The organism is candidate division WOR-3 bacterium (assembly GCA_016926475.1).
In the GTDB taxonomy this organism is placed as follows: Bacteria; SDB-A; SDB-A; order SDB-A; family SDB-A; genus JAFGIG01.
Genome location: JAFGON010000004.1, coordinates 19552 through 32167, shown reverse-complemented (window position 1 = coordinate 32167; position 12616 = coordinate 19552). Strand labels below are relative to the sequence as shown.

Genomic DNA, 12616 nt, shown 5'->3' with positions numbered 1-12616 from the left:
GGCTTTTGGCCTGGATATCAAAAGCAGTGTTTCTGGTGATTTGGGCGTCAACGATAACTGGTGGAACACCGCGAGGGATAAAATAAAAAACTGTATGTACATAGATTACGCCTCTGGAGGAAAAGGAGGCAAGTTTTCTCTCAGAAAAAAACCTAAGTCGCCTGTAGGGGTTTTTGAACCAAGCCTGGAAAATAAAGATGATTTTGAAAAACAGTACGAAAAACTGTTGGATTTTTTGCAGTCGGCAAAAAAGAGATCAATTGACGAAGATTTAGAAGAAAAAGCGTTGAAAACATTCAAACAAGCAGAATTGAGGTTTAAAGAAGCTCCGCCGGTATTGCGTTTGAAATTCCATTTCCTTTCGTTGGATTTCAAAAAGAGGTTTAAAAGAATTTCGTTGGAAAAATTTGACTTTTCGAGCTTAACCGATGATGAAATTCTGGAATTGGTTGAGGGTTCAACAAGAACTGATATGAAGGTAAAACTGGTTAAAACCCTTGTCGCTTCGTCGAGAATAGACGCAAACCTGAGGAGAAGATTGTTGACTGCGAAATCTCTTGGCTTCAGGGACGTTTTGTCACAAGAATATTTATATGATGACGTAGTTTATATCTTAGGCCACCCCACAGAATCCCCCGAAGCTCTTGTATGGGCTATCGAGGTTTTCAAAAAACAGGCAAATAATTTCAAACAAAACCATATTACAGATTCTGCAATAGCCGAATGGATTTTTCTTATTGCTGAGGAGCATTCAGCTGAAAAGGAAGAGAGAAGCAGAAAACTGACATCCAAGTTGAGAGAAGTTTTAAAGAAGGATGATTATCTAATAGTGAAAAACGCGGTTCTCGAATCACCTCTCCAGCAGGCAAAACTTGTGCTGAACTGGATAAATGATCTGTCGCTTTTCAACGCAGTTCAGAAAAGTGAAATAAGAACCAAGCTGATCAGGCTGAGACCTGAAATAGTCGTCTCGGAAAATCTTTTGGAAGAACACAGCGATTCGGTTTATGTGACGAAACGTTCATATATTGACCGTCAATCTTTGAGGGATAAACTTTTACACGAAACTCTTCCATCCATTGTTGAAGAAATCAGGAGAGCGGCTGCGATGGGAGACCTTTCAGAAAATTTTGAATACCACGCCGCGAGATCCAAGCATCGAGAGGTTGCGGCGAAAATAGCTGAACTGGAAGATCAACTCTCCAAAACGCGCGTAATAGACGAAAATTTCGTGGAAAGGGGTAAAGTGTCAATTGGGTGTGAGGTTTTTTTGTCCTCAAAAAACGAGAAAAGGAAATATTCAATACTAGGTCCGTGGGATTCTGATCCTGAAAAAGGCATTATTTCATACCTTTCTCCCATTGGAGCTAAAATGCTCGGTTTAAAAGTAGGAGACACTCTTGAAGTTGAAGGAATCCAGTGGAAAATTGAAGAAATTCAAATCTTCGATGGGCTTGCTGATAGTAGAACCGACCAGAGAAGAAAACTGCTTGAAGAAGATGAATTCAGAAATGTAATAGAAAAAGGGAAAACAGACGACGAAGACAGACGAAATTACCAGGACAGAAGAAAGAAGTGAATCACCTGTTTTGCCTTAGATAATCTCTCACCTGTCTGGCGAAATCGACCTGGAAAACGTAGAATTTTGCCCTTTGTAATGGTGTCAAAACCTCGAACATTCTTTCCCTTTCTTTCTCTCGAAGATCCTGAAGCGATTTGTCGATTCCTATTATTTCGTCGATTATGGGGGTGAGATCTTCATCGTCCGGAGAAAGAGCTATTTCGAACTTTAGGTCATCTATCAGATCAGAACGTCTTTCATGCAATCCGGATATTATCTCTAAATTCTCCCTGTGGATTTTTATGACCGACGCTATCTGTTCTTCATTTAATTCAAGATGCTGAGCCATTTCCCAAAGTTTTATCGCTTCAAAATTCCTCATGTGATCGTCTCTTTGGGCGTATATCTGGGATGCAAAAAAAAGAAAAAAGATTAATAAAAATCTCATAAAATACCTCCGACTGATGTTTTGAAAAACAAGTCTTTTTTCAGTTTATTGTTGAGAGATACAAATTCGTCTTCGTCAATCGAATTGAGCAGAAAATACATGTCTTCTTGATAGTAATAGAGGCTTTCCGCTTGAAGGGTTCTGCTTTCGTAGACCGCCCTTTCCAAAATCTCTGGGCTACTGAAGAATGAAACCTCGAAGAGGGCTGAGTTGGCTTCTCTCAAATCCGTATTATTTATCAATTCTTTTTGGGGCAGAGTGAGCAGTATAAAAAAAGTGAAAAGCGCCGCCGCAACGAGTATTCTGCTCATGAGGAAAACTCTGGAGTTTGTTTTTGGGTAAGCGAACCGGTGGATGGGGATGACTTGAGGAGCTGTGGTTTTGTCTAAAACTTCGGATATGAACAGTGTGTTCTCGTATGCTTTTTTGCAAGCAGGGCACTTTTCGGCATGATCCAAGAAAGAAGCCAGGTCAGATTCGTCCATATCTTTGAAAGAATAATCATACAGAGCTTCGAGGAAATCCGAACAGGATTTAATCACTTGCCAACTCCGATCGAATGATTGTCAGTTTTTCGTTCATTTCCTTAATAGCTAAAAAAAGATGCGTTTTGACTGCTCCGATTGACAATTCCATTATTTGGGCTGTTTCTTTTATGGAGAGTCCTTCAAGAATCCTGAGCACAATAACAGTTTTTCTTTGTTTTGAAAGAGTTTTATAAGCCTGATAAATCTTTTTGTCGACAAGAGGATCGTCGCTTTTGTTTCTATCATCCGGTAGCAGTTCGCACGATGCATCGAGGGGCATGGTCTTTTTATCTTTTTTGATTTTGTCAAGGCAGAGGTTCACTGCTATCCTGTATATGTATGTGTATACTGAACTTTTACCTTTGAATTTATCCATCGATTTGTAAAACTTCATAAAAGTTTCCTGCGCCATGTCGGACGCGTCTTTTTCTCCGACGAATCTGTGGCAAACGCTGTAAATTTTAGGCCACAACTTGTTGTAAATATCTTCAAATTCGATTTCATTCTCCATCAATTTTCACTTTTTAGACTTAAATCCACTGTTGTTGGTTTAATTTTTTATCATAATACAGCATAAACGGTTTTGACCGTTGTCTAAAAAAGGTTTTAAATCTGAAAAAAAGAATCGTCAATTGGAGAAAAGCGTTGGGTTCCGGGTGTGAATTTCATGTCCCTGGTGCCGTAGTCCAGAGTGAAAATCTTCAACCTCAAAAGCGTTTGATCTTCATTTGAAAAGGTGATTTCAACCTTCCTGAAATAATCATTTTCACTTGAAGGAGCGAGTTCTATCGTAGTGGAGCTGACACTTGCGGTAATGTCTGTTTCTCGGAATTCTTCTCTTTCGCCGAATATGAATTTTTCCGGTCTAGGTAAATTGTTCTGTGGATCCTCAAGTGGTATCAATATCCTGTTGTCGTCGGAAGGAATTTCTACAAGGAGAAAATCACCGTCGCATATCAGAGTTTGAATTTCTGGGTATAAAACGTTCATTCTGAAGAATTTTGGACGAGACAGAAATATTTCTCCCTTAAAGACATATTCCGACTGGGTGAGAGAATCGAAAACCGTCTCTTCGTATTGCGAAGAGAAATAATCGATTTTTTCCAAATAGTCGAAAAAAGAATCTGCGGCAGGTGAAAATCCGAATAAAATCAGCAAAAAAGTCATTTTATCTCCTTTTCTCCGTAAACGTCTCGGGATTTGGAACCTTGATGAGGTCCGATTATCTTGTTGTTCTCAAGTTGATCTATTATCCTTCCTGCTCTGGCGTACCCGACCTTGAAATGCCTCTGTATCGCCGACACCGAAGCTACTCTCGTCCGCAGAACGAATTCTTTTGCCTCTTCGTAAAGAGGATCGAGTCCGTCGACATTGTCTCCCCAGTTTTCTTCAGGGCTGAAATCCGGCAGAGGGACTTCTTCCTGTTCTTTTATGGGAGGATAATAGGTGAGAGACGACAGGTGTCTCGATAAAACCTCTTTGTCGGTGCCGGTTTCAGCAAAAGCGTTGTTGAAAAACCTTTCGAGGATTTCTTCAGCGCCTGGAGTACTTTCCGGATCTGTTATTGCGTCAAGAACTTGGTCTTCATTTGCGACCATCTCCGGAATTTTTGAGTTTTGGGCAAACTTTCCCTTTAGTAATTTTTCCAGATGATTTTGTGCCCAGAACTTGACGATTCTTCTCGCTTCCTCGGTGCTGATATACGCCCCATGAAGCCTTATCGCTTCGCCCATTCCTGGAGATGAAAAAAGCATGTCGCCTTTTCCGAGAAGTTTTTCGGCTCCAGGACCGTCGAGAATAGTGCGGGAATCTATCTGTGAAGATGTTTTAAAAGCGATCCTCGCCGGGAAGTTGGCTTTTATAAGTCCGGTGATGACATTCACAGAGGGTCTTTGTGTTGCGAGTATCAGATGGATACCAACGGCTCGGGACATCTGCGCGAGTCTTATAAGACTGTCTTCGACAATCTTTCCGGTTGTCATCATGAGGTCAGCCAGTTCATCTATGACAGCGACAATATATGGTTTGCTGAGTTCTGGCGGCACTTTTTTGTTGTAAGAGGAGATGTTTCTTACGCCGAGTTTCCCGAAATCTTTGTATCTTAAATCCATCCAGCTGATAAGCGAGTTCAGTATTTGAGGGGCGTGTTTCGGTTCTACGATGACCGGTCTGACAAGATGTGGAATACCGTTGTAAATTGACAATTCAATTCTTTTGGGATCTATCATGATAAATCTCAAGTTTTTTGGAGAAATCCTCGATATCAGTGAGCATATTATTGAATTGATACAGACACTTTTACCGCTGCCCGTGGTCCCTGCTACGAGAAGATGCGGCATAAGAGACAAGTCAGCTATTTGCGGCTGGTTTGAAGTCGTCACTCCCAGTGCGATGGTCAGGGGCTGATCGCTAGACCTGAAGGATTGATCGGTGAGTATTGATTTGAGATAAACAGTTGATTTTGTCTTGTTGGGGATTTCAAATCCTACGACGGATTTCCCTGGGATCGGAGCGACTATCCGGACCTTTTCAGCGTGCATAGCCATTGCCATGTCATCGGAGAGAGAACTGATTTTTGAAAGTTTTATCCCAGGTTCCGGGAAAAATTCTATTGTAGTGATAACCGGACCGGTTTCAATATCCGTAACTTTTCCCTTTATGTTGAAATCGGAGAGTTTTTTTTCGAGAACAGCCGCCAATTTGTTTTCTGGAGCGGGAGGGACAGCTTCGGAAGTGTCATTTTCTTCCAGAAGCGAGAGAATTGTCTCTTGAGATTTGGTGTCGATGAAGTTCTCATATTCCGGGGACTGGGTCTGAATGATCAAATCTTCGTCTTTGTTGATTTCTTCAATTTGGAGAGATTTAACCGGAATTTTCCTCTCTTTTTTCGGGGCATCGTTTTTTTTCTTTTTTGTTCTTTGAACCTTGATTTTACTCATTGAAAAGAAGATTTTTTTTAGACCACCGAATATTTTAAGAGCGTCCAATCCGACAGCGAGAACCGATGTCGTGAAAAGGAAGATCAAAACAGCCAGAAAAAAACCCGCGCGGCCCAAAAAAGCTGACCCGTATTCAGCAATAACTCGACCTACTTGACCAGAAGCGAGATATTCCGTGAAGTTTCCAACAGGTTTTTTACCCGGTATCGTGTACATTCCCAAAATTGACATCGAAGAAAGAGCGATCACCATCAAGAGAGACAAAAGCCCGGAAATTTGATTTTTACCATTGTCTTTGTTTTCGGACCAAGCGTTGAACGCCAACTTCCAAGATACGAGAAAAAGTTCCGCCAACAAAAGCCATGTCTGCCATCCAAAAAGATAAAAAAGCCAGGAAGAAGTCCAATGCCCCAAATAACCCGCAAGGTGTTTTTGTGGGAAAAATGAATAAGAGCAGAAAGCGGTCAACATATACAGGGAAAAAGCAAGAAATATTATCGCCGAAAGGTCTTTCCACTTTTTTTTTGGAAGGGTTACGGCTCTGGAAAAAAAGAATTTAAAGATTACAAACAGAAAATAAAAACAGACCAAGCCCAAAGCTGAAAACAGCAGTATCTTTCCTGCTGATTTCAATATGCTAAATAGAGTGTTCATTTGATTTCTTAAATAAAAGTTCTGGTATATGTAGATTTGCGAGGTTTTTTTGTCTTTTCATCTCTCTCAAATCTAAACAGACTTTGGGTATAAAGGACCTCTATCTTTCATTGCAAAAGTAACCCATTTCGTGCAAATCTATCCTAACCTGTCGAAGTTGACACATTTTTATTGAGATATTATAAAACTCGGGGTAAAAAAAAACCACAAATCTTTTATCCACGGAATATGATTAAAATATTTCATGTAATATTGTATAATGTACAACGAGAAACTTAACAAAGGAGGTACTATAATGAAGCGTCGTGCTTTTTTAAAATGGATTTCTTTATCCATGGTTATTTTGTTTTTGTTTTCATGCAGCGCGAGTATAACTCAAGAGACGACCAACTGGATAAACAGCCTTGAAGACGTTTCTTCCTATCCCGAAGGTAAGGAAAGGTACAACTACGCCCTGAGAAAAGCCTGTGATCAGGGAGAAGCATCCATCGCCGAAGAGTTGATAAAAGCCGGCGCTGACGTGAATTCCGGAGACGAATGGAACTGGACTCCTCTTCACTACGCTACGAGAGAAGGGTACACAGAAATAGTTCAAATGCTGTTAAAAAACGGTGCTGATGTTACTTTAAGGGGTAAAACATCGGTGGACGACTACACCGCCGGCTATTGGATTCCCCTTCACCTTGCCGCTTACAACGGAAGATATGAAGTGTCAAAAATACTCCTCGACAACGGCGCGGATGTCAATTCACGCGTGTGGGGAGATTCCGGAGACACTCCGCTGCACATCGCATCACGAGAAGATTTTTTTGAAGTTGTCGAGCTATTGTTGGATAGAGGTGCGAGCATCAATTCGAGAAACGAATACGGAGAAACTCCTCTTTTTGCCGCTTCAGAATGGGGAAACCTCATAGTAGTTCAGGAACTCCTCTCGGCAGGGGCTTCTGTGGACATTTCAGATATTGCCGGCGTCACGCCCCTTCATATGGCATGCAATTACGGACATTTTCTGGTCGTGAAAGAGCTTCTATCGACAGGCGCTGATGTAAACGCCGAAAAGGAAAATGGCTGGACGGCTCTTCATTACGCTTCGAGGGAAGGTTTTTCAGATATAGTCGATCTTCTAATTTCATCCGGGGCGAACTTGACGGCAGAAGGAAAAACTTCGATAGATGAAGTCACCGTAGGTTATTGGACGCCTCTTCATTTGTCTGCATACAACGGGGAAACAAATATTCTAATAAAGCTTATTGAAGCGGGTTCTGATGTAAACTGTATAGCTGGAGGGGATTCAGGCGTGGCTCCAATTCATTTGGCGGTGTCCGAGGGTTTCATCGAAACAGCCCAGACATTGGTAACAAGAGGTGCCGATTTGAACATTAAGAACTCCAGAGGCTGGACACCTCTTCACTATGCCTCTCAATACGGATACATTGAAATAGCCAACTCACTTATTTCAGCGGGAGCGCAAGTGAATCCGGAAAATGATGAAAATCACACTCCTTTGTTTTACGCGAACCAGGCCGGCCATGTCGAGATACAGGAACTGCTCAAAAACAGAGGCGGCGTCAGTCAATAAGGTCTATGTTTAGATAAACGGAGATTTCATTCCAGATTCTCAGCGATACGTCTTTGTCCCAGAGATAGGGATGTGTCGCTTTTTTTGTTTTTTCAACAGCTGTTTCAACCGCATAGCATATTAGTGACGGATCTTCGAGTAACACGTTTGTCCCGTAATCTACTGTCTCAGGCCACTCGGAGTTTTTTCTTAAAGTGACGCAAGGAGTCTTTAATATAGTCGCTTCTGTCTGGATGCCTCCGGAATCGGTGATTACGAAAGAGCATCTGGAAAGGGCAGAGATGAATTCGGAATAGGCCATGGGTTGTTCGACTTTTATGCCCGGAGGGAGTTTGATTTTTGAAAGATTTTTCAAGGTTCTGGGATGAGCCGGAAATATTATCGGGAATTTTAATTTTTCTCCTAAAGCAGTTATCAAGGACTCCAGGTTTTTTGAATTGTCGACGTTAAAAGGCCTGTGGAGGGTCATCAAGCCGAAATTTTCTCTTGCTGACTTTTTTCCATTTACGAAATAAAGAGCTTCGGCGAGAATGTTTCCGACGTACTTTATCGAGCTTATGTCTTTACCCTGGTTTTTGAGGTTTTCAACAGCTGTCTTTGTTGGTGAGAGCAGGATATCTGACAGGGAGTCGACGACGACTCTGTTCTGTTCTTCCGGCATGGTCATGTCGAAAGAACGGACACCGGCTTCGAGATGGGCGATGGTTATACCCATTTTCGATGATGTTATCGCAGCTGCCAAAGTCGAATTGACGTCGCCGACAACTATAGCGAGGTCTGGACGTTTTTTCTCAAAAGCCCTTTCAAGTTTCACCATTATCGTCCCTATCTGAGCAGAAACTTTCAAGTCCTTGACTTCAAAGACGTGTTCAGGAGGAGGAAGAGAAAAGTCCTCGAAAAAAGCGCCGTGCATTGAGAAATCATAGTGCTGTCCTGTGTGGAATAGTTCAACGCTGAAAATATCACTGAAGCTGTTGGTGTGGCGTTTCAACAAAGGGGCAATTTTCACTATATTCGGCCTGGTTCCAGATATGATCGCTATGTTCTTTTTCATCTATGGAGCCAATGATTTCATTTGCGATTGGACGATGAGAGCCGTGCCGACCGCGGCAGCCGTTTCAGCTCTCATAGTAGAGTAGCCAATTGAAAGACTTTGAAAGCCGGCGACACGAAAGGATTGCTTTTCGTCTTCCGTCCAACCGCCTTCCGGTCCTATAAAAAGATTTTTGACTTTACCAAGTTCGATTGGCTCTGTATTATCCGCTCCCATATCCATGTAACAAAACTCTCTGTTCTCCGCTTTTTCTGAAGATAACAAAGAAGCGAGGGGTAAAGGTTTTTTTATTTCCGGTAAAAAAATTCTTCCGGATTGTTTTAAAGCCGAAATCATTATTTTTGTAAGTCTGTCTTCGTTGAATAACACCCACTGGGTTCGAGAGCAAAAAAAAGGTTGGATCGCCCTCGCTCCGGTTTCGGTTGATTTATAAACTAGTTCTTCGAATTTCTTCTTTTCGAGTATGGAACAAGACACAGTCAGAGAGATTTTATTTTCAGTAAAATCAAATGTGTCGATAACCTCGAGAATTTCAGCTTCCCTTCTTCCGCTTTCCAAAATGCATTTTACTAGGTGACCCTTCCCGTCTGCGACAAAAAAATTTTCAAACGTACCTATTCTGAAAATTCTTCTCAAGTGCCTGTATTCATCTTCGTCAAAAACGACTTTCATTTTCTCTTCATCGATTGATGTAGAAAAAAAAAGCGGATGTAACTTGAGAAGGTTCAGTCTATGTTGAATAGTTTCCTCGAAGGGGGTGGTGTGCTGCCGGAGATTTCTTTTCCGAGTTCTTTCATGAGTTCTTTAGCTTTCTTGGTCAGACTTTGAGGAGTCCAAGCGATCACTTCGACCAACTGGTCGCCTTTTTGGGATTTTTTCGGATGAGGAAGGCCTTTGTTCTTCAACCTGAAAACATGACCGGTTTGGGTGCCTTGAGGTATATTCATCAAGACGTCGCCTTCTATTGTTGGAACTTTTATCTTGTCTCCCATAGCCAATATGTCAACACCCACTGGCATTCTCAGAAGTATGTTGCGTCCTGATCTCAAAAACACTCCATCGGGAATTTCTGTTAGGTTGATTATAAGGTCCCCTCTTGGTCCTCCGGATCTGCCTGCGTTTCCTTCCCCTCTCAGAGCATACGGTCCCTCTTCGGGAATGACACCGGCTGGAAGGTCGATATTTATTTTGGAAGATACGCTCACGACTCCTTCTCCCTGGCATTTTTGGCAGGGATTTTTTACCTCGAAGCCTGATCCTCCACATTTTGGGCAAGTTGTCGTAGAAACCATCCTTCCGAACATTGTGTTGACAGATTTTTTGACATAACCTGAACCCCCGCAAGCTGAACAAGTCTGTTTGTCGTTTTTGTCTTTGTACCCGAAACCGTTGCACAAATCGCAAACTTCATGTCTTGAAAGGTTTATGGTCTTGTGAATGTCGGAATTCATTTCTTGCAAGGAGATTTTCAAAGATATCTCGATGTTTCTGCCCCTTTGAGGGGCGAATGGGTTTTGTCTTTTTCTGGATTTAAATCCCTGAGAAGACCCGAAAAATGAACCTAAAATGTCTTCGATACCTCCGAATCCGCCGAAAATATCACTAATATCATCCATGTGGGTGAAATCTCTCATCGAGAAACCGTTTTGGCCGAAACTCTGCGAGAGCCCTTCGTGCCCAAACCTGTCGTATTGAGCTCTTTTATTTTTGTCCATCAGAACTTCGTATGCTTCGCTTATTTCCTTGAACTTTTCAGAGGCATTTTTTTCATCGCCTTTGTTCAGATCAGGGTGGTATTTTTTTGCGAGAGAACGGTAAGCTTTTTTTATATCATCTTCGGAGGCGTTTTTTGGAATTCCCAAAACTTCGTAGTAATCTCGTCTCTGTTGCGTGTTAGGACTTTGCAATTAAATCTCGTCTTTATTTTTTCTGGCCGTCGTTTATGACTTCAAAATCCGCGTCCGTTTGGGAAGCGTCTTCCTGTTGTTGACCGTTTTCGGGAGATGATTCATGTGGACCCGCCTCTGAAGTCGATTCCTGCTGATAAAGCCTTTGAGCTATAGGGTTGAAGTGGTTGGTCAAATTGCTCATCGCGTTATTTATGGAGACGTAGTCGTTCGAGGACATCGCTTTTTTCAAATCTTCTATATCAGCTTCGATTTGGTTTTTTTCTTCAGGTGAAACGGAACCTGATTTTTCACGTATGTTTTTCTCGATAGTATAGATTAAATTGTCGGCTTGGTTTTTAGCTTCGATGAGTTTCTTCTTTTCTCTGTCTTCGGTTTCATGTTCTGTCGCTTCTCTGACCATTCTGTTAATATCTTCTTCGCCTATGCCTGTTCCGGCTTCTATTCTTATTTTCTGCTCACGGGAGGTCGCGAGATCTTTGGCAGAAACGTGAAGAATTCCGTCAGCGTCAATGTCGAAGGTGACTTCAATTTGAGGAATGCCCCTTGGAGCGGGGGGGATGCTTATCAAATCGAACCTGCCGAGAGTTCTGTTGTCGGAGGCCATTTCCCTTTCACCTTGAAGAACATGTATGGTAACGCTGGTCTGGTTGTCGGTGGCGGTGCTGAATATTTGACTTTTTTTCGTCGGAATTGTCGTGTTACGCTCGATTATCTTGGTCATGATGCCGCCCAAAGTCTCTATCCCGAGGGACAGGGGAGTGACGTCCAAAAGGAGAACGTCCTTTACGTCTCCGGCGAGCACGGCTCCCTGAATGGCAGCTCCAATAGCGACGACCTCATCTGGGTTTATTCCCTTGTGGGGTTCTTTTGAAAAGAAATTCGAAACGGTCTCCTGGACTTTTGGCATCCTCGTCATTCCGCCTACGAGTATGACTTCATCGATGTCAGCCGGAGACATTTTCGCGTCGTAAAGGGCTTGTTCGCATGGTCGGAGGGTTTTTTTGATCAGGTCTCCCACCAAGGATTCAAGTTTTGCTCTCGTCAGAGTTATATCGAGGTGTTTTGCTCCTGTGCTGTCGGCGGTTATGTATGGAAGTTGTATGGGCCTTTCGAGAGAAGAGGACAGCTCTCTCTTTGCCTTTTCTGCTGCTTCTCTGAGTCTCTGAAGCGCTTGGGGATCTTTCCTGAGGTCAATGCCATCTGTTTTTATGAATTCATCGGCGACAAAGTCGACGATTCTCTGGTCGAAGTCGTCACCCCCGAGGTGAGTGTCCCCGTTGGTCGAGATCACTTCAAATACTCCATCTCCTATTTCGAGAATGCTTATGTCGAAAGTTCCTCCACCTAAATCGTAAACGGCGATTTTTTGGTTTTTCTTTTTGTCGAGACCGTATGCCAGAGCTGCCGCAGTGGGCTCATTTATGATTCTCATGACGTCGAGTCCGGCAATTTTACCGGCGTCTTTGGTCGCCTGCCTTTGCGCGTCGTTGAAATAAGCGGGAACTGTTATCACCGCTTTAGAAATTTTTGTGCCTAAATAATCCTCTGCGGATTTTTTGAGATACTGAAGTATCATTGATGAAATTTCCTGGGGAGTGTATTCCTTCTCGAGAGCGGTTACTTTGACGCCGGCTTGTCCTCCGTCGATTATCGAGTAGGGAACAAGTTCTCTTTCCCTGCCGACTTCTTCTATCCGTCTTCCCATAAATCTTTTAATGGAATAAATGGTATTTTTGGCGTTTGTTATCTGCTGTCTTTTTGCCAAAAGTCCGACGAGTCTCTCTCCTTGTTTCGTGAATCCAACCACCGAAGGCGTGGTTCTCTCCCCGTCCGGATTTGGTATCACAAGCGGTTCGTTGCCCTCGACCACCGCGACACACGAATTTGTCGTTCCGAGGTCAATACCGATGATTTTTTCATTTGCCATATTTCAACTCCTTTATA

General features: G+C 42.6%; 11 protein-coding genes. 2 read left to right on the top strand and 9 right to left on the bottom strand.

Going from position 1 to position 12616, the window contains the following annotated elements; translation table 11 throughout:
- Positions 1-1579: GreA/GreB family elongation factor (locus JXA84_00335; GenBank protein ID MBN1149651.1), on the top strand; the 1579-nt coding region annotated here is incomplete at its 5' end.
- 1 nt (position 1580) lies between these two features.
- Here the strand turns inward: JXA84_00335 and JXA84_00330 are convergent.
- From JXA84_00330 to JXA84_00310, 5 genes are all read right to left on the bottom strand, one after another.
- Positions 1581-2009, bottom strand: a complete 429-nt coding sequence (locus tag JXA84_00330; GenBank protein ID MBN1149650.1) for a hypothetical protein — start codon at positions 2007-2009, stop codon at positions 1581-1583.
- Positions 2006-2551, bottom strand: coding sequence for a zf-HC2 domain-containing protein (locus tag JXA84_00325; protein MBN1149649.1), 546 nt, complete (start codon positions 2549-2551; stop codon positions 2006-2008). The genes JXA84_00330 and JXA84_00325 overlap by 4 nt, the downstream gene beginning before the upstream one ends.
- Positions 2544-3047: an RNA polymerase sigma factor gene (locus JXA84_00320; GenBank protein MBN1149648.1), complete on the bottom strand. Its 504-nt coding sequence runs from the start codon at positions 3045-3047 to the stop codon at positions 2544-2546. The genes JXA84_00325 and JXA84_00320 overlap by 8 nt, the downstream gene beginning before the upstream one ends.
- Before the next feature lie 95 nt (positions 3048-3142).
- Complete coding sequence (locus JXA84_00315) at positions 3143-3703, bottom strand: outer membrane lipoprotein carrier protein LolA (GenBank protein MBN1149647.1); 561 nt, start codon at positions 3701-3703, stop codon at positions 3143-3145.
- A complete protein-coding gene (locus JXA84_00310) occupies positions 3700-6129 on the bottom strand; it encodes a DNA translocase FtsK 4TM domain-containing protein (GenBank protein MBN1149646.1) in 2430 nt (809 codons plus the stop codon). The genes JXA84_00315 and JXA84_00310 overlap by 4 nt, the downstream gene beginning before the upstream one ends.
- A gap of 295 nt (positions 6130-6424) precedes the next feature.
- Between JXA84_00310 and JXA84_00305 the strand changes: the two genes are divergently transcribed.
- Positions 6425-7708 (top strand): ankyrin repeat domain-containing protein, encoded by a 1284-nt coding sequence (locus JXA84_00305; protein MBN1149645.1) that lies wholly within the window; start codon positions 6425-6427, stop codon positions 7706-7708.
- On the opposite strand, the gene wecB is transcribed toward JXA84_00305, so the two are convergent.
- The 4 genes from wecB to dnaK are packed head-to-tail and all read right to left on the bottom strand — an operon-like array spanning position 7698 to position 12599.
- The gene (gene wecB, locus JXA84_00300) at positions 7698-8762 is read right to left on the bottom strand and encodes a UDP-N-acetylglucosamine 2-epimerase (non-hydrolyzing) (GenBank protein ID MBN1149644.1); all 1065 of its coding nucleotides are present in this window, start codon (positions 8760-8762) and stop codon (positions 7698-7700) included. The genes JXA84_00305 and wecB overlap by 11 nt on opposite strands.
- Positions 8763-9434, bottom strand: coding sequence for a 16S rRNA (uracil(1498)-N(3))-methyltransferase (locus JXA84_00295; GenBank protein MBN1149643.1), 672 nt, complete (start codon positions 9432-9434; stop codon positions 8763-8765).
- A gap of 53 nt (positions 9435-9487) precedes the next feature.
- Entirely contained in the window at positions 9488-10669 is a 1182-nt protein-coding gene (gene dnaJ, locus JXA84_00290; GenBank protein MBN1149642.1) for a molecular chaperone DnaJ, read from the bottom strand.
- Between the two features lie 13 nt (positions 10670-10682).
- Positions 10683-12599, bottom strand: coding sequence for a molecular chaperone DnaK (gene dnaK / locus JXA84_00285; GenBank protein ID MBN1149641.1), 1917 nt, complete (start codon positions 12597-12599; stop codon positions 10683-10685).
- Positions 12600-12616 lie beyond the last annotated feature (17 nt).

Coding starts and splice junctions, on each gene's coding strand:
- JXA84_00330 (MBN1149650.1), bottom strand. CDS start 2,009: ATGAGATTTTTATTAATCTTTTTTCTTTTTTTTGCATCCCAGATATAC.
- JXA84_00320 (MBN1149648.1), bottom strand. CDS start 3,047: ATGGAGAATGAAATCGAATTTGAAGATATTTACAACAAGTTGTGGCCT.
- JXA84_00315 (MBN1149647.1), bottom strand. CDS start 3,703: ATGACTTTTTTGCTGATTTTATTCGGATTTTCACCTGCCGCAGATTCT.
- JXA84_00310 (MBN1149646.1), bottom strand. CDS start 6,129: ATGAACACTCTATTTAGCATATTGAAATCAGCAGGAAAGATACTGCTG.
- JXA84_00305 (MBN1149645.1), top strand. CDS start 6,425: ATGAAGCGTCGTGCTTTTTTAAAATGGATTTCTTTATCCATGGTTATT.
- wecB (MBN1149644.1), bottom strand. CDS start 8,762: ATGAAAAAGAACATAGCGATCATATCTGGAACCAGGCCGAATATAGTG.
- JXA84_00295 (MBN1149643.1), bottom strand. CDS start 9,434: ATGAAAGTCGTTTTTGACGAAGATGAATACAGGCACTTGAGAAGAATT.
- dnaK (MBN1149641.1), bottom strand. CDS start 12,599: ATGGCAAATGAAAAAATCATCGGTATTGACCTCGGAACGACAAATTCG.